At 70.0% G+C, this 23,137-nt stretch carries 13 protein-coding genes, 2 tRNA genes and 1 pseudogene; 10 read left to right on the top strand and 6 right to left on the bottom strand.

Annotated features, from left to right (window positions below; all coding sequences use genetic code 11):
* Positions 1-13: 13 nt before the first annotated feature.
* The 8 genes from D7Y21_RS11660 to D7Y21_RS11630 all read left to right on the top strand — a co-directional run bounded on the left by D7Y21_RS11660 (position 14) and on the right by D7Y21_RS11630 (position 9,488).
* Positions 14-274, top strand: a complete 261-nt coding sequence (locus tag D7Y21_RS11660; protein ID WP_121713183.1) for a hypothetical protein — start codon at positions 14-16, stop codon at positions 272-274.
* A 4-nt stretch (positions 275-278) separates the two neighbouring features.
* Positions 279-1,055 carry a hypothetical protein gene (locus D7Y21_RS11655; RefSeq protein WP_121713182.1) on the top strand — a complete coding sequence of 259 codons (777 nt, stop codon included), beginning with the start codon at positions 279-281 and terminating at the stop codon, positions 1,053-1,055.
* A gap of 109 nt (positions 1,056-1,164) precedes the next feature.
* Positions 1,165-4,839: a hypothetical protein gene (locus D7Y21_RS11650; protein ID WP_121713181.1), complete on the top strand. Its 3,675-nt coding sequence runs from the start codon at positions 1,165-1,167 to the stop codon at positions 4,837-4,839.
* Positions 4,836-5,375 (top strand): DUF1318 domain-containing protein, encoded by a 540-nt coding sequence (locus tag D7Y21_RS11645; protein WP_121713180.1) that lies wholly within the window; start codon positions 4,836-4,838, stop codon positions 5,373-5,375. Before D7Y21_RS11650 ends, D7Y21_RS11645 begins: the two co-directional genes overlap by 4 nt.
* Complete coding sequence (locus D7Y21_RS11640; protein WP_121713179.1) at positions 5,369-8,845, top strand: PD40 domain-containing protein; 3,477 nt, start codon at positions 5,369-5,371, stop codon at positions 8,843-8,845. The genes D7Y21_RS11645 and D7Y21_RS11640 overlap by 7 nt, the downstream gene beginning before the upstream one ends.
* Positions 8,846-9,039: 194 nt before the next feature.
* Positions 9,040-9,189, top strand: a complete 150-nt coding sequence (locus D7Y21_RS41755; RefSeq protein WP_158619277.1) for a hypothetical protein — start codon at positions 9,040-9,042, stop codon at positions 9,187-9,189.
* Positions 9,190-9,326: 137 nt separating this feature from the next.
* Positions 9,327-9,398: transfer RNA gene (locus D7Y21_RS11635), tRNA-Val, on the top strand.
* A 13-nt stretch (positions 9,399-9,411) separates the two neighbouring features.
* Positions 9,412-9,488: transfer RNA gene (locus tag D7Y21_RS11630), tRNA-Asp, on the top strand.
* Between the two features lie 106 nt (positions 9,489-9,594).
* On the opposite strand, the gene D7Y21_RS11625 is transcribed toward D7Y21_RS11630, so the two are convergent.
* Positions 9,595-10,299, bottom strand: coding sequence for a hypothetical protein (locus D7Y21_RS11625; RefSeq protein ID WP_121713178.1), 705 nt, complete (start codon positions 10,297-10,299; stop codon positions 9,595-9,597).
* 34 nt (positions 10,300-10,333) lie between these two features.
* Entirely contained in the window at positions 10,334-11,401 is a 1,068-nt protein-coding gene (locus D7Y21_RS11620) for a hypothetical protein (protein WP_121713177.1), read from the bottom strand.
* Positions 11,402-11,519: 118 nt separating this feature from the next.
* On the opposite strand from D7Y21_RS11620, the gene D7Y21_RS11615 reads away from it, so the two are divergent.
* A complete protein-coding gene (locus D7Y21_RS11615; protein WP_121713176.1) occupies positions 11,520-12,866 on the top strand; it encodes an amidohydrolase family protein in 1,347 nt (448 codons plus the stop codon).
* Here D7Y21_RS11615 and D7Y21_RS11610 read toward each other — a convergent pair.
* Positions 12,863-14,290 carry a sigma-54 dependent transcriptional regulator gene (locus D7Y21_RS11610; protein WP_121713210.1) on the bottom strand — a complete coding sequence of 476 codons (1,428 nt, stop codon included), beginning with the start codon at positions 14,288-14,290 and terminating at the stop codon, positions 12,863-12,865. The genes D7Y21_RS11615 and D7Y21_RS11610 overlap by 4 nt on opposite strands.
* Complete coding sequence (locus D7Y21_RS11605; RefSeq protein ID WP_120564796.1) at positions 14,280-15,776, bottom strand: HAMP domain-containing sensor histidine kinase; 1,497 nt, start codon at positions 15,774-15,776, stop codon at positions 14,280-14,282. Before D7Y21_RS11605 ends, D7Y21_RS11610 begins: the two co-directional genes overlap by 11 nt.
* A 183-nt stretch (positions 15,777-15,959) precedes the next feature.
* Between D7Y21_RS11605 and D7Y21_RS11600 the strand changes: the two genes are divergently transcribed.
* Positions 15,960-17,723 carry a SulP family inorganic anion transporter gene (locus tag D7Y21_RS11600; RefSeq protein WP_120564797.1) on the top strand — a complete coding sequence of 588 codons (1,764 nt, stop codon included), beginning with the start codon at positions 15,960-15,962 and terminating at the stop codon, positions 17,721-17,723.
* 208 nt (positions 17,724-17,931) lie between these two features.
* Here the strand turns inward: D7Y21_RS11600 and D7Y21_RS11595 are convergent.
* Together D7Y21_RS11595 and D7Y21_RS11590 are read right to left on the bottom strand one after the other, a co-directional pair.
* Positions 17,932-18,473 (bottom strand): annotated as a pseudogene (locus tag D7Y21_RS11595) (transposase); the annotation flags it as partial.
* Positions 18,474-18,809: 336 nt separating this feature from the next.
* Entirely contained in the window at positions 18,810-23,126 is a 4,317-nt protein-coding gene (locus D7Y21_RS11590; protein ID WP_121713175.1) for an ELWxxDGT repeat protein, read from the bottom strand.
* Positions 23,127-23,137 lie beyond the last annotated feature (11 nt).

Below are 23,137 nucleotides of genomic sequence, written 5' to 3'. Positions count from 1 at the left end.
GTAGATTCCAGGCATGAAGACGCTTCCCGCCCTCGCACTGCGAGTGACCGCCCTGTCCCTGCTGTCCGGCTGCGCGACGCTCGACACGTCGAACATGTCGCCGTCCTGCCGCGACCAGTACGACGCCTGCCTCGACAGCTGTCAGCCACGCGGCCGGCCCGCATCGAGGCAGCCGCCGGACTCCGCGCAGGGCTACGCGGAGCGGCTCACCCCCGATACGCAGACGCCGGCCTGCACCGACTCCTGCAAGCAGCAGGCGAAGACCTGCTCCTGAGCCCATGGCCCCGGAGCGCTACGAGACGCTGGACGGCTCCACGCCGGACGTCACCCCGCTGGCGGCGGAGGTGGGGCTCAAGCAACCGTTGAGCGCCTTCACCCTGCTGGAGGGAGGCGACGTCTTCGAATCGCGCGGAGGCCGCCCCCCCGCGGAGGGCCCCGCGCGGGCCCGCGCCTATGTGAGCGCGAAGCTGGAGCTCAAGCCGTACGGCGCTCCGGCGGCCCAGGTGAAGCGGGTGCAGGACGAGGTGGTGCGGCAGCTCGCCGGGAACCTCCAGCTCATCGCCCGCCTGGAGGCCGCGCGGCCCCTGACGCTGGAGCTGATTCCCCCCGGGCACACGCTGGTGAAGTACGGCTATCCCCGGGCCGTGTCCCCCCAGGCCGCGGGCCTCTTCTGGGACCATCCGGACTGGCCCCGGGCAAGAATCGCGCTGCGGCAGGACCGGCTGGAGTCGGAGCAGTACCTGGTCTTCCACGAGGTGGCGCACGCCATCCAGGGGCTGGCCTTCACCCAGAAGGAGAGCGAGCTCATCTACCGCACGATGCTCCGCACGTACCGCAGCCGCGCCGCGGTGGATGAGGTCTTCGCCATCTACAGCGAGCGCGAGTTCGTCACCGGCGTCTCCGCGCACGACCTGCGCGCCCCCGGCGTGTACGGCATGGCCCGCCAGCGGTGGAACGAGGAGCACCTCTTCACCCGCTTCGTGCGAAACCTCTATTTCCCCTACAAACCCCTGGCGGGTGGCACGGCGGGAATGACTCCGTCCAGCTTCGGTTGAGACGGTCTCCAGGCGCCCGGCCACGCCCGGGACGCGAGGCATCCTCGGATTGAAGCCCGCTTCCGTCGCATGGTAGGAGGAGGCGGGCCGGTCGCCTCGACGGAACATCATGGACTCCCCCGGTGCTGAACGGCCTCGTCGCCGGTTGACGCGAATCATCGCGGGCGCAGGCCTGATCCTCCTCGCGACGTTCGTCCTCCTGCTCATCGCGGTCGTGACCGCGCTCCACCACTTCGACCACCCCTGGCTGAAGCCGCACGTCGTCTCGCAGGTGGAAGCGGCCTCGGGCGTGCGGCTGGACTACCAGACGGCGCGAATCGACGTGCTCTCCGGGCTGCGCCTGGAGGGCCTGGTGGTGCGGACCCCACCGCCGTTCCAGGACGTCGCGCCCGAGTTCCTGCGCGTCGACACGCTGGAGGTCGCGTGGTCGTTCGGGGCACTGGTGAAGGGGCCGATCCGGGTGGAGCGGGTGGCGGTGCGCGACGCGACCGTCGTCCTGGTGGCGGATGAAAAAGGGACCACGTCGCTCACGAACCTGACCGGACCGCCGGAGCCCGAAGCCGTGGATGAAGCGTCCCCCGGGACATCCCGGCAGGTCGCGGACCTCTTCGCCTCCCCGTTCCCCGTCTCGAACATCGAGCTGTCGAACGTGTCGCTGACGTATGTCCGCGTCCAGGGCGGCGCGGTGGTGGACCGCTGGTCCCTGCGCGGGCTGGAAGCCGGAATCGAAGCGAAGCCGCGGGACAAGGGCTGGAAGCTCTTCGTGGACCTCGGCAAGCCCGGGAAGCCGCTGGCCCTGGCGCTGAACCGCGAAGCGCCCGCCGCCGAGGCCCTGCTGGAGCTGGCCCTGTCGGTGGAAGCGAGCACGGACGTGGCTCACGTGAAGGTGGACCTGGACGTCGCGAAGCAGACCTTCGATCCGCGCTTCACGCTCCGCTCGCTGCTGCACGGCGCGGTGACGGCGAAGTTCGACGCCAGCAAGCAACACACCACCGTCGAGCTGGAGCGCACGCGGCTGACCGACAGCGCCGAGGTGCAGGCCCAACTGGTGCTTCCGGATGCGTCGGAGGTTCCTCCCGTGCTGACACAGGCCCTGGCGAACGTGGACCTGGGACGGCTGTTGCAATGGATCCCCGCGGACCTGCGCCCGTTCACGCTGGAGCGCGGCAAGGTGCACCTGGAGGCCCGCGAGGTCACGCTCAGCGACATGCCCCAGCTGGGAGCCCAGGGCCGGCTCGGGCTGGACGTCGACGTGGCGAAGCTCCTCTTCGTGCAGGAGGCGCTCCGGGTGGAGCTTGGCGATGGACGCATCTCGCTGACGGCGACCCCGGATGCACCCCAGGGCCTGGCCACGCGGCTCGCGTTCGCGCTCCAGGGGCTGGACGTCGGAGGCGCCACTCCGCTCCGCGTTCCGAAGGCCTCCGGAGAACTGACGGGGCGTCAGCTGAGGCCCGACCTCTCCTCGCCCTTCCGGGTCGCGGGCGACGCGGCCCTGTCCGCCAAGGTGGATGCGCTGGACGTCCGGGCGTCCGGGTACCGTGCGATGGCGGAGCGCCTGGGCTTCCAGCTCCAGGTGCCCCTGACGGCGAAGCCCCCGTTCGCGCTGAAGGCGGACCTGCCCGTGGAGACGCTCCGGGTGCTCGCCCCGAAGGGCCGCGAGGTGCTCAAGGGGCCCGCGCGCGTGCAGCTGAACGTGACGGACGCCTTCCCCACGATGGAGGAGCCCCGCCTCAGCAAGGCTCGCGCGCGACTGGAGCTGGACGTGGGCACGCTGCACGCGTCGCTGGACGCCACCAAGGGCACCGACGACGTGGCCTACACGCTGGCAGTCCAGACGCCGGACCTCGTCGCCGCACGGCCCGTCATTCCGGATGACGTCGCCGCGCGGCTCCCCTGGAAGCAGCTCGCCGTGGCGCTGACCTCCAAAGGCAGACTGACGGCCCTCTTCGCCCCCTCGCCGCGCGTGGATCACCAGACAGAGCTGCGCCTGGGGAAGCCGGGATGGGACGACGTGTCGGCCGCCAGCGCCGCGCTGGTGCTGAAGTCGCAAGGGGACGAGTGGAAGCACCAGGGCGCCCTGGACCTGAAGCTCGAAGGGCTGCGCATCGGAGACACCGACGCGGGCGTGCAACACCAGACGCTGACGTTCGACGTCGACCGCCGCAAGCTCGCGCTCAAGCTGGGGCTCAACGGCCGTGAGGGCCTGAAGGTCGCAGCCGACGCGGCGCTGGCGTTCAACCCGAAGGCCCGCGCGCTCCGCGTGGACGTGAAGGGCGACTTCCCGCCGCTGGGCCCCCTGTCGCCGCTGCTGGCGAAGGCGAAGGTGCCTCCGGAAGTAGACCCCTCCAAGCTCGCGATGACCGGCGAGCTGCACGGCACCCTGACCGGGCTCATCACGCACCTGGGCTCCGACGGAAGCTTCCGCCTGGCCCCCATGCCTCCGCGCGCCGCCAGCTTCGAGGGCAAGGCCCACATGGACCTGCGCGGCGTGCGCTGGAAGCAGGCGGACCAGACCATCAACGTCCCCGCCCTGCGTTGGGAGGGCGAGTCCCACGCCGAGGGCTCCCAGCGCACCGTCCGCACGACCCTTGCGGTGGAGAAGCTCACCGTCAGCATGAACGAGCGCCGGTTGACCTTCGCGGACCTGTCCAGCGACAGCACCGCCACCTTCACCGACCAATGGGAGAAGGGGGACATCGAGCTGAAGCAGCTCGTGAAGGTCCGCTCGATGGAGCAGAAGCCGGCGCTGCCCTACCCCGTCCAGGACGTGGAGGCGTCGTTCTCCGTCGTGCGCAAGCCCACCGGCGTCATCCGCATCCCGGACCTGAAGCTGTCCAATGGTGGCACCCAGACGCTGCTGAAGGTCCGGGGGCGGCTCGACCTGAGCAACGAGCAGCAGCGCATGGGGCTCCGGGGCTCGCTGGAGCAGGACCTGGCCCGCCTCGCGCGGCCCGGCCAGGTCGAAGGCAGCGGCAAGGTCACGGTGGACTTCCGCGTGGCGTCGCCGGACCTGGTGGTCTTCCGCACCTCCTCCAACCTCAAGCTCCAGGACGTGAACGTGCGGATGCCCGAGTCCGGCATCGCGGTGGAGGCGCTCAACGGCGACGTGCCGCTGACGGAGAACGTGGAGGTCTCCCAGGACGGCGTGCGGCTCTTGAACGACCTGGACGTGAATCCGTACTCGATGCTGCGCTTCGCGGATCAGCACCCGCTGCTCACACGCAGCGGCTTCATGTCCGCGGACCGCATCACCACGCCGTGGGTGACCATCGCGCCGCTGGCGGGCAACCTGGCCATCAACCAGAACGTGTTCTCCATGAGCCAGCTGGAGATGGGCGTCCGAGGAGGACGCATCACCGGCCAGTGCATGCTGAACTGGCAGGGCAAGCACTCCACGCTGGAGGCCCACGTGAGGGCCACGGGCGTGAAGTCCTCCCGGGGCGAGCCCTTCGACGGCAACGCCGCCATGGTCATCTCCGCCAGGGACCGCAGCATCAACGGGCGCGCGGAGATCCTGCGCATTGGCAACCGCCACCTGTTGGACCTGCTGGACCTGGAGGACCCGCACCACACCGACCCCGCCACCAACCGCGTCCGCTACGCGCTGGGCCTGGGGTACCCGGAGCACGTGCGCGTGAGCTTCAAGCAGGGCTTCGGCAGCCTGCTCATCACCATGGGCGGCCTGGCCCGGCTGGTCAGCATCAACGAGATCCGGGGCATCCCCCTGGGCCCCATCGTCGACCGCCTCATCACTTCCATGACCCCTCCGGAGGCCCTGCAATGAAACACCGTGGGTTGTTGCTCGTGGCCGCCCTCGCCGCGTCCGGGTGCATCAGCGCCCCGGAGATCGTCATGGTGGACCGGGCGACGGCGCTCGAGGAGCAGGCCGCGGGCTCGTACAAGGACGTGGAGCAGCGGCTGGCGCGCGCGGGCATGAACCCCACGCCGGTGCCGCTCACGCCCAACCAGTTGGAGGACCTGGGCATCCAGCCCCCGCCGCTGGTGGAGAACCTGGGCAAGACGCAGGCGGACCGCGTGGACGACCTGGTGCGGCGCCACTGCGTGGGCGAGGGCAAGGACGGGCTGCTGGTGCTCACGCGGCGCCAGTGCACGGCCGGGCGCGTGTCCGCGGATGACGCCGCCCTGGTGGAGCGGGTGAACCGGGCCCGGCGCCAGTTGTGGCAGTGGATGAAGACCGTGCGCCCCGGCGTGCCGGAAGCGACGCTGCGCCAGAACTGGCGTCTGGCGCACGCGGAAGGCGTCGTCTGCGGCGGCTGGGTGGAGGCCGAGGACGGCACCTGGGGAGAGAAGAAGTGCTGACGCGCCCAGGCCCCTGGGTCCTGGCCCTGGCCGTGCTCGTCGCGGGCGGCGCCTGGGCCCAGGACGATGAGAACGACGGAGGCATGCGCCTGCCCGAGCGGCTCACCGTGGGCATGGGCGACCAGTTCCTGGGGCAGCTGGGGCCCGACGAGAACTCGCTGCTGTTCGTGTCCAACCGGGACATCGCGACGGAGATCTTCGTCCAGGACCTGGAGAAGGGCCGTGAGCGCCGCCTCTTCGACGAAGGCGCGGACGTGACGTGGCCGCGCATCAGCCCCAATGGCAAGCAGCTGCTCTACATCTCGTTCCGCACCCAGGCCGGCGGCCAGCTCTGCGTGAGGGAGCTGCCAGAGGCGAAGGAGCGCCGCTGTCTGGAGGAGGAGCTCAGCGCGCTGCAGGCGGAGTGGATCGACGACACACACATCGCGCTGGTGAGCCGCGCGACCATCCAGGGAGACCTGCGGCTGTCGAAGGTGGCGCTGGGGGCCGGGTGGCACGTGACGCCGCTGCTCGACCGCAACCTGACCAGCCCCACCTTCTCCCCGGACGGGCGCTGGCTGGTGTACGTCCCCGTCAAACGCTCCGTGCAGGAGGTGGGGCCGGGCTTCGCCGCGCGAGCGGCGCCGCACCTGGAGGCCGTCCGGTTGGATGTCCCCGGCGCGGCCCCCGTCCCGCTGACGCTGGACATCCCGGGGCAGACGGGCCAGCCGGTGTTCGCGCGCGACGGACGCTCACTGTACGTGGTGCAGTTCTTCACCGACTCCAACGGGGACGGGGTGATTGACGCGAGCGACAGCGGGGTGCTGTTCCGCGTGCCCTTCGCCTCCGAGCGCGACGACGCGCCCGCCCAGGCCGCCGCCGCCAGCCCCAACCAGCTCACCAGCGAGGCGTGGAACTGCGAGTACCCGTCCCCCACCGCCGCGTCGCTCGTCACGACCTGTTCCCGGGGCCAGTCGCTGGACGTGTATCAACTGCCGCTGGATGGCCAGGTGCCCGGCGAATGGGACGTGAAGCGCCTCAGCGAGGAGCTGGGCATGGTGGGCCGGCGCGCGGATCAGCTCATCCTCTACCGCCAGCGCCTGCTGCTCGAAACCCGGCCCAAGCTCCGCCGGTTGTTGATGATGCGCCTGAGCCAGCTGCACCTGGCCTACGGCGACTTCGACGCCGCGGACTTCTACGCCCGCCAGATGTCGAAGGTGGACGACCCCGTCACCGCCGGGCTGTCGGAGCCGTTGCGCATCCTCATCGCCCACCGGAAAGCACTGAAGGAGCGCGACCGGGGCCGCATGGTGGACGAGCTGCAGGAGGCCGAACGCCAACGCATGGCGGCCCTGGACCCCGCCGCCGCGCCCAGCCCGCCCTCCGCCGTCTACCGGCACGTCGTGCGCAGCGAGCTGGCGCAGTCGTCCGGCGACTTCACGCTCGCCCGCCAGGAGCTGGAGGCGGCCCAGCTGACGGACACCACGCCGCGCGCGGTGCTGGAGGGCTGGTACGAACAGGCGGACGCGCTGTACCGGGAGCTGGACGACCGGGACGCACTGGTCGCCGCCGGTCACAAGCTCTCCCAGAACAAGGTCTTCAAGCAGGACGACCAGCTCGACTTCGCGCGCGGCGCCGTCCGCGCCCTGTACCGGGGACGCCCCTACGCGGAGGCGGACGCCGCCATGGCCCAGGCGCTCGCGGCGGAGCCCCCTGGGACACCGTATGCGTTCGCCCTGGAGCTGGGCCGCCACGTCAATGCGTTGAACGAGGAGCGCCCTCCCCGCCCCGTCCGGGACGCCCTGGTCGCGTTCTACAAACAGCAGACGGATCCGCTCCGCCGCCGCGTGGTGGTGCAGGACGCCGCCGAGCGCGCGGCGAGCCTGGGCGCCGACGGCGTGATGGAGGCCCTGGCGACGCTCTACGTCGACGACGCGCCGGCCGGCACCGAGGAGCGGCGCCGGGCGGAGCGGCTGTTCCGCCGAGCGCTGATGGGCCGCGCCTACCGCCGCATGGGGCGGGACCGGATGGACGAGGCGCGCGCGGACTTCGACCTCGTGACCCGCAGGACGGGCTCGCTGGAGAGCGCCGTCGAGTCCATGAGCCTGCGCCTGCGCGCGGGCGTCGCCCCCGACGTGGTGATGAAGGAGGTCACCACGGAGGTGCCGGGCAAGGCCGTGTCGCTCTCGCACTTCGTGAAGGCCTACGTGACGACGCGCCGGCTGTCCAAGCTGGATGACGACGCCCACGCCCAGGCGGTGAAGACCGGCCTCGCGGAGCTGCGCGCGGCGTGGCAGGAGCTCAAGAACCAGCGCGAGGTGCAGGCCCTCATGGGGGCCATCCACCACGAGGACTTCCTGCGCGGCCGCAACCCCGCCGCCGCCGAGCGCGCCAACCGGCACTACCTGGTCGCCCTGGACCTGGTGCGCAACAACGCGCGCTACAAGGCCATGATCCTCGGCGCGCTGGGACTGCTGCACACGCAGGTGGGCAACTACCACATCGCCCTGGGCTACCTGGACGAGCGGGACAAGCTGCCCTACACGGACAACGGCGCGGGATTGTCGGTCTCCCTGGCCCGTGCCCGGGCGCTCCTGCACGTCAACCGCGAGGCGGAGGCCGCGCAGGCGGCGGACAAGGCCCTGGCCACGGTGGAGGCCACGCCGAAGATGGAGCGGTTCCTCCCGTTGGTGACGGACCGCGCGGCGCTCTACAACCTGGCCGCCGGCCGGTTCGAACGGGCCCTGACACTCTACGACCGCGCGCTGCCCGGCATCGAAGCCGGCCCCCGCGACGAGGCGGGCCTGCGCAACCGGCTGGTGCTGCGGCTGGCCCGCGGCGGCGCGGCGCTGGGCGCGGACAAGCCCCAGCGAGCGCTGGAGGACCTGGACCAGGTGGACCGGGACCTGGCGACGCCCGCCGTGCGGGCCACGCTGAAGCAGGCGCACGCCACGCCCAAATTCGTGCAGCGCGCGTATCGCATCATCGCCGCGGGGCTGCGCGCCAACGCGGAGACGCGGCTCGGGCGCATGGACGCCGCGGCCCGAGCGCTGGAGCAGCGGCGCGCGCTGTTCCTGGAGCAGTTCGACGAACTGGATCGCGACGAGGACATCCGCGCGGTGACGCTGGCGGAGCTGCGGCTGGCGGAGAACGCCGTGGACCGCCGCGACCCGGCGCAGGCGGCGCAGTGGCTGGGCAAGGCGCTGGAGCACGCCGATTCGCTGATGGCGCGCACGCACGCGCCGGTCGATGCAGGCCAGCTGGACGTGCTCTGGTTCGCGGCGCAGCTGCAATCCGAGGACAAGACGCGGATGCCCTTCGACGTGCCCCAGCGGATGGAGCAGGCGCGGCGGACGCTCATCGAGCAGCGCGACCCGGCGTGGCGCGCCTATCTGGCGTGGTTCAACATCTACCTGGCGCTCGACGGGAAGGTCCCTGCCTCGGCGGACAAGCCAGCCCCGGGGCAGGAAATCCAGACGGCGTCTGAATAGCGGCTGCGAACACATGACGCCCAGGCCCACACGCTTCGGAGCGTCGCTCGCACGGCCCGGGCCACGGCGGCCGGGGCGGTCCTCCCCAAGGCGAATAGCCCCTCACCGCCAGTCCGGCCCCCTGCCTGCCAGGACGGCCGGAAACCCGGCGGCTTGGAGTGTCGTTTCCTGAAAGTCACGAACTCCCCGTCAGGATGTCAGACGTCGTCCGTATGGTGTCGGGCATGGAGGCGATGATGCAGACGATGTTGGTGTTCGTGCCGGTGGCCCTGCTGGTGGGCGCCGTGGTGATGATTCCCCGCTCCCGCCGTCGCGTGCGGCGGTGGAAGGTGCGGGCCGGGTAGCAGGCGGATCCGCGCCCGTCGGATCCGCTCCCTTCCGAGGGAGCGGAGCGTGCTGACGGGGGCTCGAAAACAGATGCTTGACGGGGGCGGATGAGGACGGTACAAGCCGCCTCACTGAATCACGGCGGGGCCGCCCAGGGCGGATAGCTCAGCGGTAGAGCGGCGCCCTTACAAGGCGATGGTCACAGGTTCAATCCCTGTTCCGCCCATATAGATTTTTGTGGGGAGTTAGTTCAGTTGGTTAGAACGCCGGCCTGTCACGCCGGAGGCCACGGGTTCAAGTCCCGTACTCCTCGCCACTAGAGAGGCCCGGAACCGAAAGGTTCCGGGCCTTTCGCTTTTTCAGCTCCCCTGCACGGGGAGCTTCTCGTGTTCGAAGATCCTCACCGCGGGCAAGGACCCGCGTCAGACGGCCGAGGGCCCTCGCAAGGACCGGTGGTACTTCTGGAGGATGCGCTCCACGCGCATCTGGCCGAGCAGCGCCTGGAACCCCTCCGTGGCCACCAGCGCTCCTTCCACCGCGTCCATGGTCAGGGCCGGGTTTCCCGCCTGCTCCACCATCCAGCGGCCGTCCGCGGTGATGGCGAACACGGCGCGCTTGGGCTCTCCGGGCAGCCACACCACCAGGAAGAGGTTCTCGCACTCACACCCGGGGTCCGCGCACAGCTCGATCCGCCAGGCGTAGCGCTGCCCGTCCAGTTCCACGCGGCCCAGGATGTCGCGCTCCAGGTCCGCGCCCTCGCCCAGGAGCGACTCCGGCAGCTGCACCTCGAAGGCGCCCTCCAGCCGGCCCATCGCTTCGAGCACCTGCGCGCGGCGCTGGGTCACCAGCGTGTCGAAGCCCTCCTGGAAGCCGGGCGCCTGCGACGCCGCGCGCACGACGCCGCCCCAGCGGTCCTCGGCGGGGCGCAGCTCGTCATCCAACAAGGTGCCGTCAGCGGTGAGGGTCAGGGCCTTCTGCTCGCCGCCCGCGGTCACCTTCAGGTTCACGGTGTCGCAGAGGCAGCCGTCGTCGGTGCAGGTGGCGCCATGCACGGACACCGCGCCGAACTCCGGCGTCTGGCAGTCCGCGAGGTGGCGGAGCGATTCATTTCCGGAAGAGGTCATCATCGAAAGGGAGTCCTGGAAGGAGGGAGCGTGCGGCTCACTTCACGTTGGCGAGCGGCGTCTCGATGAACTTGCCCTTGCCGGCGAGGTCCTTGAGGTCGACATCCCCCGACTCCAGCGGACGGCGCGGGGTCTGGGGATTCTGCCGCACGCCGTTCGTCTTCTCGTGGGCGGAGATGATGGGCAGCAGGCGCACGCCGTCCTTGGGCACCTGGAAGCCCTGCGCCTGCAACTCCGCGCTCAGGTCCTTGCGGAACAGGTTCGGGTTCTTCGCCAGGTGGCTCGTCGTGTACTCGCAGTTGGCGCAGGTGTAGCGCGTGGTGTGGCCGCTGTACGTCACCGCGTGGATCTTCGAGCCCGGCGGCAGCGTGCCCTTGAAGGACGCGGCGATGTCCTTCGCCGCGCCCGGCGCCATCAGCCTCGCCGCGTCGGACTGCTCGCTGTGCGCGAAGGTCGTATTGAAGTCCGCGCTGGGCGGAGTGGGCTTCGAATACCGGGCCTCCGCGGGCGCTCCGGCCTGCAGCGCGTTGCGCTGGGGGGTGCGGCCGAAGTCGTCCGAGCCCGCGACCTTGGAGCCGCTGAACTCGTAGCCGGGCGTCTTCGTCGTCGAATCCTTCATCCCGCTGACGGACACGCGCTTGCCGTCATTGGTCAGGTCGTGCACGTTGGGGTGGTACATGCGCTTCATCGCATCCGGCGGCGGCACGTTGGAGCCCGCCGACTTCGTGTAGGCCCCCTGCGTGTGGACCGCGCCGAAGGACGTGGCGAAGAAGTTGGTGTTCTTGCTCAGGCCCGCGCCGCCCGCCGTCCTCCCCTTCACCCCCTCGGTGCGCGCATTCGCCTCGATGCCCGCCAGCCGCTGGTGCTCGTTCGTCAGGGCCTTGCCGTCGTCCAGCTTCAGCGTCTTGGCCGGGTTCTTGGAGCCGTACACCGCGCCGCCAAAGCCGTCCGTGAAGACCTTGTGCTCCGGGGGCGGCTTGAGGGCCGGCTCCTTCTTCGGCTTGGCCTTCGCCTGCGCCTGCACCTGGGCCTTGGAGGCAATCGGATTGTGCTGCACCGACTGCCTGGCCTGCTTGATGGAGGAGGTCGTCTTTATCTTGCCCATGGTTTCTCCCGGGAACTGCGTAAGGCTCGCCTGCATTTCCCCGGATTTGCAATGCCGACACCAGCGCAATGTGCGCCTATCGTCACAGGCATACGTCAGCGCACCCAGGAGCCACGCCTTGTCCTCCCGTTCCCGACGCCTGTTGACGACTGTCGTTGGCGCGCTCCTCCTGTGCTGCGTTTCCCTGCCGTCCTGGGGCCAGACGCCCTCCCCCACGCGCACCGCCCTCCGCGCCGCCCGGCTCTTCGACGGGAAGAGTGAGCGCATCCTTCCGGATGCGGTCGTGCTCATCGAAGGCTCGCGCATCCAGGCCGTGGGCACCGGCCTCTCCATCCCCTCGGGAACACGGGTCATCGACCTGGGCGACGTCACCCTGTTGCCCGGGTTGATCGACGCGCACTCGCACCTGCTGCTGGACATCGACCCGGAGAACGGAGGCGACAGCCTCCTCATCCCCGTCGCCCAGAGCAGCACCGCCGAGCGCGCGCTCCTGGGCGCGAAGCAGGGCCGCGAGCTGCTCGAGGCGGGTGTCACCACGGTGCGCGACGTGGGCAACTCGGGGGTCAACGGCGACGTGGCGCTGCGCAACGCCATCCAGCGGGGCTGGGTGCAGGGCCCGCGCATCTCCGCCTGCACTCGCGCGCTCGCGCCCCAGGGCGGGCAGTTCCCCACGCTCCAACCTCCGGCGCAGTCCCTCATCGAGCAGGAGTACGTCACCATCTCCGGTGCGGAGGAGGCCCGGCGCGCCGTGCGGCAGGCCCTCATGGACGGCGCGGACTGCATCAAGGTCATCGTCGACAACGGGCACAACCTCCTCTCCTTGGAGGAGCTGAAGGTCATCGTCGAGGAGGCCCACCGCAAGAAGAGGCCGGTGGCGACGCACACCACCACCGACGAGAGCATCCGCATCGCGGTCCAGGCGGGCGTCGACTCCATCGAGCATGGGTACTCGCTCCCGGATGACGTGCTGGCGCCCATGGTCCGCAATCGCATCTTCCTGGTCCCGACGGATGGCCCGATGGACATGTGTGACGCCTTCGATGCCCAGACTGGCAACGCGGAGCGCAAGCGTCAGGTGAAGGAGCGCTGCAAGAAGGCCGTGGCCAGGGCCCAGGAACGCCTCCGCCGTGCGGTGGCCGCGGGGGTCCGGATCGCCGCCGGCTCGGACATGTACCTGGTGATGCCAGGGCTGACGCGCGGCGAGGCCAGCGTGAGGGTGTTCATCTCGTATGCCGAGGCGGGCCTCAAACCCGTGGACATCCTGCGTGCCGCGACCGTGAACGCCGCGGAGCTGCTGCGCATGCAGGATCAGCTTGGCTCGCTTGGGCCGAACAAGCTCGCGGACCTGCTCGCGGTGGAGGGGGATCCGCTGAAGGACCTCCGGGCGCTGCGGCAGGTCCGGTTCGTGATGAAGGACGGGCAGGTGGTCCTGGACGCCCGCGCTCCCAGCAGGGGCCCGCCCTAGTCTGCTCCCTTGAAGTCAGCGGCGGACAGTCCGTGCCGCTTGAGCAGGTCGTAGAAGTCACTCCGGTTGCGCCCGGCCATTCGGGCCGCGGCGCTGACACTGCCGCTGCAGCGGCGCATGGCCTCCGCGAGGTAGGCGCGCTCGAAGGCATCGCGGGCTTCGCGCAGCGAGGGCAGGTCTGCGGCCCCGCCTGGAACGCCTGGCAGCTGCGCGCTCTCGGCCGGGGGCCGCTCCAGCGCCTGCCCCAGGCGCGGCACATGTCGCGGTTGAAGCTCGTCCGCGCCGGCCAGGAGCACCGCGGCCTCCATCTCGTGGATGAGCTCCCGGACGTTGCCCGGCCAGTTGTAGCGCTGCATGAGCTCCACCGTCGCGGGCGCCAGGCGCGGCGGGCGCAGGCCATAGCGGTTCGCCGTGCGCTCCAGGAAGAGCTGCGCGAGCAAGGGGATGTCCTCGAGCCGCTCGCGCAGGGGTGGCAGCTCGATGGGCACCACGTGCAGCCGGAAGTAGAGGTCCTGACGAAAGCGCTTCGCGGCCACCTCCTCCGCGAGGTCCCGGTTGGTGGCGGCGACCACCCGCACGTCCACGGACTCCTCCACGTCCGCGCCCACGCGCGTGAGCCGCTGCTCCTGCAGCACGCGCAAGAGCTTCACCTGCACGGACGGGGACGCCTCACCGATTTCATCCAGGAACAGCGTGCCGCCGTTGGCCGCGCCAAACAGGCCTTCGCGCTCGCGTACGGCCCCGGAGAACGCGCCCTTCACGTGTCCAAACAGCTCGCTCTCCAGCAGCTCTGGCGGAAGGGCGCCGCAGTTGACGGCGACGAAGCGCCCCGTGTTGCGGCGCGAGAGCACGTGGAGCATCCGCGCCGCCAGCTCCTTGCCGGTGCCACTCTCGCCGGTGAGCAGGACGGTGGCGTCGGTGGGGGCAATGCGGGCAATCACCTCGCGCACGCGCGAAATGGCCTCGCTGATGCCCAGGAGCAGGGGCTCGCCCTCCTCCCCCATGCGCCGCCGCAGCTCGGCCACCTCCTGGCGCAGCAGCGAGCGCTCGAGCGCGTGCGTGAGCTTCTGCATGAGCTCGTGGTCGTGAAACGGCTTGGTGAGAAAGCCGTAGGCCCCCTCCTGCATGGCCTGCACCGCGGTTTCGATGGAGCCGTGCGCGGTGAGCATGATGACGGACAGCTCGGGAGCACGCTGCCGCGCGGCCCGGAGCACGTCCATGCCATCCATGTCCTCCAGGCGCAGGTCGAGCACCATCGCGTCCACGCGCTCCTGCGACAGCCTGCGCAAGGCGCTCTTTCCCTCGCCCTCCACGGTCACGCGGTAGCCGCGTGAAGTCATCCGCATGGACATGAGCTCCGCGAGCTGGAGGTCATCGTCCACCAGGAGCACATGGGGCTGCTGGGCGGTGGGCTCAGGCGTCAAGGCGGACTCCAGGGGATGCGGGGTCTTCAAGGGGAATCCAGAAGGTGAAGGTGGCGCCAGGCCCGGGCGTGTCCGCGAGCGACAGCTCCCCTCCGTGCGCGACAATCATCTCGCGCGCGATGGCAAGGCCCAGCCCCGTACTGCGGCGCCCGCCCACCTCGAGGCTCGCGAAGGGCCGGAAGATCCACTCGCGCGCGTGCTCGGGCACGCCTGGGCCCTGGTCCGCGACGGACAGCTGGACCGCGGGCACTGCGCTGGCGGCGCCAGGGCGCTTGCGGCTCACCAGCTCACACGTGATGCGCACCGTCTTGCCCGCGCTGGAGACAGCGATGGCGTTGCTCACCAGGTTGGACAGGGCGCGCTCGACGAGAGGATCATCCATGGGCCCACGCACGGGCTTCGCGGCTGCGTCGTACACCAGCTGGACCTTGCGCTCATCCGCTTCGAAGGCCAGGTCCTGGAGGACGTTCCGGACAATCTGGTCCACCGAGGCCCCGGCATTGCGCTGCAGCGGCTGGCCGGACTGCACGCGTGACAAATCCAACACGGAGGTCACCATGCGAATCTCACGCTCGCACGCTGCCTGTGCGAGCTTCACCACGCGGGCCTGCTGCGGTGTCAGCGGGCCCGTGCTGCCATCACCCAGGAGCGAGAGGGCCTCGCGCACCCGGGCCAGCGGCGTGCGCAGGTCGTGGGACACCGAGGCCACGAACGCGCTCTTGAGCTGATCCAACTCCGCCAGGTGCCCACGCATGCGGTCCAGATCCAGCGAGAGCGCGCGCAGCTCCTCGGGCCCGCGCAAGGGGGGCAGCGGGCTGAAGTCACCCTGGCCGATGCGGCGCGCATGCGTGGAGAGCAGCGCCACCGAGTTCGACACCGCGCGCGCCTGCGCGAAGGCGAGCACTCCCGCGGCGAGGATGCCCAGGAGGCCGAAGAGTCCGCCGGAGCGCAGCGCCGCCGAGCCGATGCCACGCGCGTGGTCCTCCTTCGCCTGGATGGCCAGGCGCATGTCCCGCGTGCGCTCGGACCACACCGTGGTGAGGACCTCATCCAGTTGCAGCCGCCGCTCCCGCAGCGGAAACGACAGCATCGACTCACAGGTGCCGGCCTGCTCCAGTTGCAGGGCGTACTGCACATAGTCCTGGGCGCTCGCGCGGATGCCCGCATCGAGCTGCGCCGCGCCGGCGCCGAGCGCGGTCTGGAGCTCCTGGCGTGCGCTGGCGACAGCGCGGTGCACGGAGGGCGCGCTGCTGTCGTGCTGCTCGCAGGCCACCACTCCGCGCCGCACCGCCAGTTCGAGCGCCCAGGCCGCGACGTACACACGCTGCTCGCGCTCGAAGGAGGCGAGCTCCTGCTGGCCCACGCTCGCCACCACCTCGTGGGTGCGCATGAGGCCCACGGCCATCTGGGAGAACGCCGCCACCAGCAGCGCGGTCACCACCGCATAGGACAACAGGAGCCGAGCGCGCAGTCGAAGCACCAACATGGCGCGCAATCTAACGCGCGTCCGCGCGCACGGCCCGTCACTTCGCACACTTCGCCCGGCCGTCTGTCGGTCCCAACAGTGTTGGTCCGAGCCGACAGGGGGGCTGCTGGGATGGACCGACAGCGGTGGCGCGCTCCCCTCTGACAAGGCGTCTGGCACGGCATCTGAAAGACGCCTTCGTCCATGCGTTCGACGACCGCTCTCTCCAAGCGACCCTTCTCGACCCGGCGTGCGGGCGAGCTCATCCACAGCTGGCGCGAGATGGTGAAGCCCAGCAGCCTGCCAGCCGACGCGGCCGCCGGCTTGAGCGTGGCCTGTGTGGCACTTCCTCTCAATGTCGCGCTCGCGACCGCCGCGGGGCTGCCCGCGAGCGTGGGCCTCGTCTCCGGCGTGGTGGCCGGCATCGTGGGCGGGCTGCTCAGCGGCAGCCGCTACCAGGTCACGGGCCCCGAGGCGGCGCTGCTGCCCCTGGCCGCGGGCATCGTGGCGGCACATGGCGCCGCGGGCCTCGCCATCGCCACGGTGCTCGCGGGCGCCATGCAGGTGGCGTTGGGGCTCGTGCGCGCCGGGCGGTTCGCGCGGCTCATCCCCCGGCCGGTGGTGATGGGCTTCACGGTGGGTATCGGGCTCCTGCTGCTCAACACCCAACTGCCGCGGCTGTTCGCGGTGGAGGACACGCACACGAACGCCGTGGCGCTCATGCTGGAGCGCACCTGGGGCGAGCGCATTGGATGGCTCGGGGTTGCCGCCGGAGCCCTCACGGCGCTGGCCATGGTGGGACTGCCCCGGGTGCACAAGCGCATCCCCGCGGTGCTCGTGGGCCTGACGGTCGGCACCGTGCTCATGGTCTCGCTCGGCGCGGGCTACGACGCGGTGGGCGCCCTGCCGCGCTCGCTGCCCATGCCGACGCTGCCCTCCTTCGAAGGCGTGCACTTCGCCAGCCTCCTGCCGGCGGCCTTCGGCCTCGCGCTGCTCGCGTCGCTCGGCTCGCTGCTCGCGACGAGCTCGCTCGATACGCTCACGGGTGCGACCACCCACAGTGATTTGGACCAGGACCTGGTCGCGCAGGGCCTGGCCAACATCGCGGCCGGCGTGTTCGGCGGCTTCCCGGTGATGGGCGCCATCGTGCGCGCCAGCGCCTCCATTCAAGCGGGTGCACGCACCCGCGCCGCTTCTGTCCTGCATGCACTGTGGCTCTTCGTGGCCATGGCGCTGCTCGCGCCGCTGGTGGCGCGCATCCCCATTGCCGCACTCACCGCCATCCTGCTGGTCGTGGGGGTGCGCCTGCTCAATCTGGAGGGCCTTGTTGCCATGTGGAATCAATCCAAGTCGACGTTGGGAGTGGTGCTCGTCACCGCGCTGGGTATCGCCATGTTCAACGTGTTTGTCGGTATCGGGGCCGGGCTCGCGCTGGCGAGCCTCCTCTACGTGCGGCGCCACGGCGCCCTGCGGCTGGAGGTGCAGCGGGTGACGGATGCGTCGCAGCTGCAGCGAGGCCTGCACATGCAAGCCCCGGAAGCGCTCAACGCCCCCGAGGCGCTGGACCTCCTGGTCGCTCGCGTGGACGGCCCCATCCTGTTCATCAACCACCTCAAGCTCTACGACCTCGTCGAAGGCCCGCCCTGGGCGAAGCTCGTGGTCATCGACCTGTCGCGGGTGTCGCTCGTGGACGCCGCCGGTGTGGCGACGCTCCAGTACCTGGCGGAGTTCCTCGCCGTGCGCAGCTCTCACCTGGCCCTGGTGAAGGTGCCGCCCCATCTGGAGGCCGCGCTCGAGCCGCTCGCGAAGCACCTGCTCGAAAAGCGGATGCACGGCTCGCTCGAGGGTGCGCTCCTGGGTGCAGGCCTCATGTCCCCCGCGCCCATCGAGGAGCCTGTCGCCCACCCCGCGCACGCGTTTAGCGCCGCGCACAGCAGCGGGCTCGCGCTCGAGGGGCGGGGCGGGTAGCCCGCCGTACGCAACGGCAGCAGCGGGCCGGAGCCTCAACGGTTTCCGGCTCGTGAAGCACTGGGGCACACCGCGGGAAGCTGGTGCGAGGTCGGGCCTGCCCCCTAGCAGGCTGTTGAAGAAGCCCCGTTTGCTGGCACGAGGCTGGGCTTCTCGTTGCGTTCAATCTCAACCTTGTCTTCGGGGGGAGGCGGCGGTCGCAGAGCGCCTATGCGGCGGCCAGCCGCGCCATCCGCACCAGGTTGTACGCGGCGCCCACCAGATACGCCGCCAACTCCGTCCGCTCCCTGCCCTTGAAACGCGTCTTGCGAAAGCCACCCACCGTCTTCATCCAGCCCCAGCCTTCTTCGATTCGCTTCCGTGCCCGCTGGCTGAGTGCGTAGCCGGCGGGCCTCGTCGTTCGCCTGTCGATGGCCGAGCGGCGCCGAGTGTCCGTCGTCTGAGCAAGGTGAGGTCGCCCTTGCGCGCGAGCCGCGCCTCCGGGTCCGTCGTCGAGGCGTGCGTCGTGTTGCCGCGCTTCTGCCCATGAACGTTCACCGTCGGGTTGCCCTTGTCGTCGGGCGGCTCCTGCTTCTCGTCCTTCGGGCGGAACGACTTCAGGGACGCCCAGGCTTCAATCAGGCTGCCATCCACGCTGAAGTGCTCATTGCTGGTGAGCCCCGCGCTTTGCGCCTGGCTCATGACCGTCAGGAAGAATCTCCGGGCGACGTAGTGCTCCTGCAGCCAGTCCCGGTTCTGCTGCGCGGAGGACACCACGTCACGGTGCGGGGTGTCGATCCTCGGAGGGGCTTCTCAACAGCCTGCTAGTGGCAATGATTCGCAGTGAACCCCAGGGGGCCGGCCCTCGCGGGCGGCCTGGATGACCAGGGGGAAGTCGAGGTCGCCATGGCGGTCGAGCACCGCCGGGTCGAAGGAGGCTGTTCCGTTCCCCTCCCTTTCGTTCTCGATTCCGCGCGCGCTGCCCAGCCTCCTCTACGTGCGGCGCCATGGCGCCCTACGGCTGGAGGTGCAGCGAGTGCCCCTGGAGGAGCCTGTCGCCCGCCCCCACACACGCGTAAAGCGCTGCGTGGGGGCGGGAATCGCTCGTCACGAAAGGGGCGTCTGGCTCCGGCGGACGCGTCGGTGCGTACTCCAAAACAACAGCACCACCAGTCCCCACCCCAGACCTGACGAGGTGTTCGTGCCAGCGCCGCAACCCTGACCGCTCGGGGCCGGCCCCACGGGAGTTGGAGGGAGTGGCTCCTCCTCCACCGGATCTGGAATGGGGGCTGGAGGAGACAGCACCGTCACGTTGAAGGTGCAGGTGCTCGTGTTACCGGCCACATCCTGAGCCGTGATGGTGATGGCAGTGCGCCCCAGGCCGAACGTGGCTCCGGAAGGAGTGCTGTAAGTCACCGTTGAAGACGAAACCGCGTCAGAAGCGGAAGCGGGTGCGTACGCGACGAGGGCGCCCTGCGCGCTCGTGGCCTCCGCCTCCACGTCCTGAGGGCAGGAGAGCGCAGGCGCGGTGGTGTCGCGCACCTGGACAGCGAAGGAGCACGCCGCCATCTGCCCCAGACCATCCACCGCCGTCGCGGTGACGGAGTGGGTCCCCAATGCGAAGCGGGTGCCCGACACCTGGCTGTAGCTCACCGTCACCGGCGCCAGGCCCGTAGCCACGGCCGCCTCATAATTCACGACAGCCCCCTCGGCGCTCGTGGCTTCAGCAAACAGTGCGAGGGGGCAGGTAACGGACGGTGGAGGCGGAGGCAGCACCGTCACGTTGAAGGTACAGGTGCTCGTGTTGCCGGCCACATCCTGAGCCGTGACGGTGACGGCAGTGCGCCCCAGGCCGAACGTGGCTCCGGAAGGAGTGCTGTAAGTCACCGTTGAAGACGAAACCGCGTCAGAAGCGGAAGCGGGTGCGTACGCGACGAGGGCGCCCTGCGCGCTCGTGGCCTCCGCCTCCACGTCCTGAGGGCAGGAGAGCGCAGGCGCGGTGGTGTCGCGCACCTGGACAGCGAAGGAGCACGCCGCCATCTGCCCCAGACCATCCACCGCCGTCGCGGTGACGGAGTGGGTCCCCAATGCGAAGCGGGTGCCCGACACCTGGCTGTAGCTCACCGTCACCGGCGCCAGGCCCGAGGCCACGGCCGCCCCATAATTCACGACAGCCCCCTCGGCGCTCGTGGCTTCAGCAAACAGTGCGAGGGGGCAGGTAACGGACGGTGGAGGCGGAGGCAGCACCGTCACGTTGAAGGTACAGGTGCTCGTGTTGCCGGCCACATCCTGAGCCGTGACGGTGACGGCGGTGCGCCCCAGGCCGAACGTGGCTCCGGAAGGCGTGCTGTAGGTCACCGTTGAAGACGAAACCGCGTCAGAAGCGGAAGCGGGTGCGTACGCGACGAGGGCGCCCTGCGCGCTCGTGGCCTCCACCTCCACGTCCTGAGGACAGGAGAGCACAGGCGCGGTGGTGTCGCGCACCACGACGTTGAAGCTGCACGACTCGGTGTTGCCAGCCTCATCCGTGGCGGTGACCAGCACCGGAGTCGTGCCGAGCGCGAAAGGCGCCCCACCCGAGGGGCTGTATTGGAGCAAAGGCGAAGCGGTGACCACGTCCGTGGCGATGGCAGGAGGATGGCTCACGATGGCCCCCTGAGCGCTCGTAGCCTCCGCCTCCACGTCTTGAGGACAGGAGAGCGCAGGCGCGGTGGTGTCGCGCACCTGGACAGCGAAGGAGCACGCCGCCATCTGCCCCAGACCGTCCACCGCCGTCGCGGTGACGGAGTGGGTCCCCAGGGCGAAGCGCGTGCCCGACACCTGGCTGTAGCTCACCGTCACCGGCGCCAGGCCCGTAGCCACGGCCGCCTCATAATTCACGACAGCCCCCTCGGCACTCGTGGCTTCAGCCAACAGCGCGGGGGGGCAGGTAACGGACGGTGGAGGAGGAGGCAGCACCGTCACGTTGAAGGTGCAGGTGCTCGTGTTACCGGCCACATCCTGAGCCGTGATGGTGACGGCGGTGCGCCCCAGGCCGAACGTGGCTCCGGAAGGCGTGCTGTAAGTCACCGTTGAAGACGAAACCGCATCAGAAGCGGAAGCGGGTGGGTACGCGACGAGGGCGCCCTGCGCGCTCGTGGCCTCCACCTCCACGTCCTGAGGGCAGGAGAGCGCAGGCGCGGTGGTGTCGCGCACCTGGACGGAGAAGGAACACGCCGCCATCTGCCCCAGACCGTCCATCGCGGTCGCCGTGACGGAGTGAGTCCCCAGGGCGAAGCGAGTGCCCGACACCTGGCTGTAGCTCACCGTCACCGGCGCCATGCCCGTGGCCACGGCCGCCCCATAATTCACGACAGCCCCTTCGGCACTCGTGGCCTCGACGGACAGCGCGCGGGGGCAGGTGATGGACGGTGGAGGCGGAGGCAGCACCGTCACGTTGAAGGTGCAGGTGCTCGTGTTTCCAGAGGTGTCCACGGCCTTGATGGTGACAGGCGTGACTCCCAATCCGAGCAGGGAGCCGGAAGGGGGGGTGTACGTCGTCGTTGTCGACGACCCCACGTCCCACACGATGATGGGCGGGTACACGACGACGCTTCCTTCAGGGCTCGAAGCCACCCGCGTCTGATCGCTGGAGCAGTAGATCTCAGGCGGCGTGGTGTCGCGCACCGTGACGTCGAAGGAGCAGGACGCGCTGTTCCCCTCCTCATCCTTCGCGGTGGCCGTGACGCGGGTGGTCCCCAGGGGAAAATACTGTCCGCTGATGTGGCTGTACTCCAACACGGGCGAAGCGCTGACATCGTCCGTCGCGGTTGCGGCGAACGTCACCCGGGTCCCGTAGATGGCTGTTGCCTCCGCGGTGATGGCGGCGGGGCAGGTCACGACCGGAGGCTTGATGTCCGCGGGCACCGCCAACACGCTCCACAGCTCCAGGCCCACCTTGTCGTCATCCGCGGAGAGGAACAGCGTGTCGCCCATGGCGGCCAGGTTCCGCGGGTAGACGGACGGCCAGCCCAGGGGCAACTGCAGCAGGCGTCTGACGCTGCCCGGCGTGCCATCCGTCCAGAAGAGCGAAGGATACGGGCCTTGCGCGGTCGTGGCCGCGATGAAGGCGAAGCCTCCGTTCCAGACCGCGTAATGCTCGAGGGTGGCGTCACGCAGCCCTCCCATGAGGCGCGTGGTCCCCTCCGTGGTGCCATCACTCACCCAGACCTCCGGCCCGCTGGTGGAACTCGACACGGCGGAGAAGAAGAGCTTCCCCCCAATGCCCGCGAGCGGGCGTGCCTTGGAGTCCTTGACGCCGGGCCAGACGTCCTTGACGAGCATGGTGCCCTCCGCCGTGCCGTCGCTCTTCCACAGCTCCATCCCCGTCGCGGGGCTCGTGGCCTGGAAGTAGAGGGTGTCCCCCACCACGAAGAACTCAGCGGGCATGGAGGAAGCAGTGCCCGGGACCAGGTCCTTCACGAGCACGGTGCCCTCCGCCGTGCCGTCGCTCTTCCACAGCTCCCGCCCATGGAGCGTGTCCGTGGCGGCGAAGAACAGCGTCCCCCCCAGGTCGGTGAAGGACGAGGGGTGGGAGCTTTCGTTGGGATACCCCCCCGGCCGGATGTCCTTGACGAGCACGGTGCCAGCCTCGGTGCCATCGCTCTTCCACAACTCCGAGCCGAGGGCCGTGTCGTAATAGAACTGGAAGAAGAGCGTCTTCCCCAGGGCGAAGAGAGTGTAGGAGTACGAGGTCGAGCCCGAGCGCCCGGCGAAATTCGTGACGCGCACGGTGCCGGCCTCGGTGCCATCGCTCTTCCATATCTGCGGGCCCTCCCTGCTCTCTGACGCGACGAAGAAGAGCGTTCCATCGAGGTCGACCAGGGAGGTGATGCCGGAAGTGCTGGGTCCCGGAAAAATGTCCTTCACGCGCACGGTCCCCCCTTCCGTGCCATCGCTCTTCCAGAGCTCCCGACCCGCGAGCTCGTCCTCGGCCGTGAAGTAGAGCGTGCCGTTCACGCGCCGGAAGTCCGTGGGTGTGGAAGAGCGGAAACCGGGTGCGAGGTCCTTCACGCGCACGGTCCCCCCTTCCGTGCCATCGCTCTTCCACAACTCCGAGCCCGCGCTGTCCTCCGCGCGGAAGAAGAGCGTCCCGTCCGTGGGGGTCAGCCCCTGGGGAGCGGAACTCACGCCCCCCTTCTTGACGAGATTGCCGACGAGCCGGGTGCCAGCCTGGGTGCCATCGCTTCTCCACAGCTCCCGGCCCGTCACCCCCTCCTCCGCGACAAAGAACAACTGGTTGCCCACGCGCGTGAGCAACGAAGCGCCGGAGAGCACGGGCCCGGGCCAGACGTCCCGGACGAGCACGGTGCCCCCTTCCGTGCCATCGCTCTTCCACAGCTCCTGGCCCACCACCCCTCCGTCATCCGCGAGGAAGAAGAGCACGCCCCCTACCC

This window comes from Corallococcus sp. AB045, from assembly GCF_003668895.1.
Taxonomy (GTDB): Bacteria; Myxococcota; Myxococcia; order Myxococcales; family Myxococcaceae; genus Corallococcus; species Corallococcus coralloides.
Note: the sequence above shows the minus strand (reverse complement) of the source record. Positions and strands in the feature narration are given on the sequence as shown.